This window comes from Psychrobacter sp. GW64-MNA-CIBAN-0177, assembly GCF_040309585.1.
GTDB classification, from domain to species: domain Bacteria; phylum Pseudomonadota; class Gammaproteobacteria; order Pseudomonadales; family Moraxellaceae; genus Psychrobacter; species Psychrobacter okhotskensis.
This window is the reverse complement of record NZ_JBEOOY010000466.1, coordinates 1-250: the sequence shown is the minus strand read 5'-3', so window position 1 is coordinate 250 and position 250 is coordinate 1. Positions and strand designations below refer to the sequence as shown.

1 protein-coding gene is annotated in these 250 nt (G+C 56.8%); it reads right to left on the bottom strand.

Going from position 1 to position 250, the window contains the following annotated elements:
* Positions 1 to 250, bottom strand: a 250-nt coding sequence (locus AAEY79_RS15875) for a hypothetical protein (protein ID WP_352289619.1), incomplete at both ends; no start/stop codon positions are given.

Sequence of the window (250 nt, the reverse complement as noted above, 5' to 3'; positions counted from 1 at the left end):
AATTAATGGCATCGCCTGGTAACGCAAGGGCGACCGCAGCTTTTAGGAACATCAGATCGATTTCGCCGCGTTGGAAGCGCTCAACCTGCCCCCCGAGGAGTGCTAGTCGTGGTTGCCCTGAGGGATCGGCATGGATTTGGCGGGCAACTCGATAGTGTAGGATTCTGGTGAGCAGCAGAGGGGATATGTGCCCATGTGCGAAGTGAATGGCCTGCAGGATGTAGGGAGGGATCGCTACCTGATGGTCCAG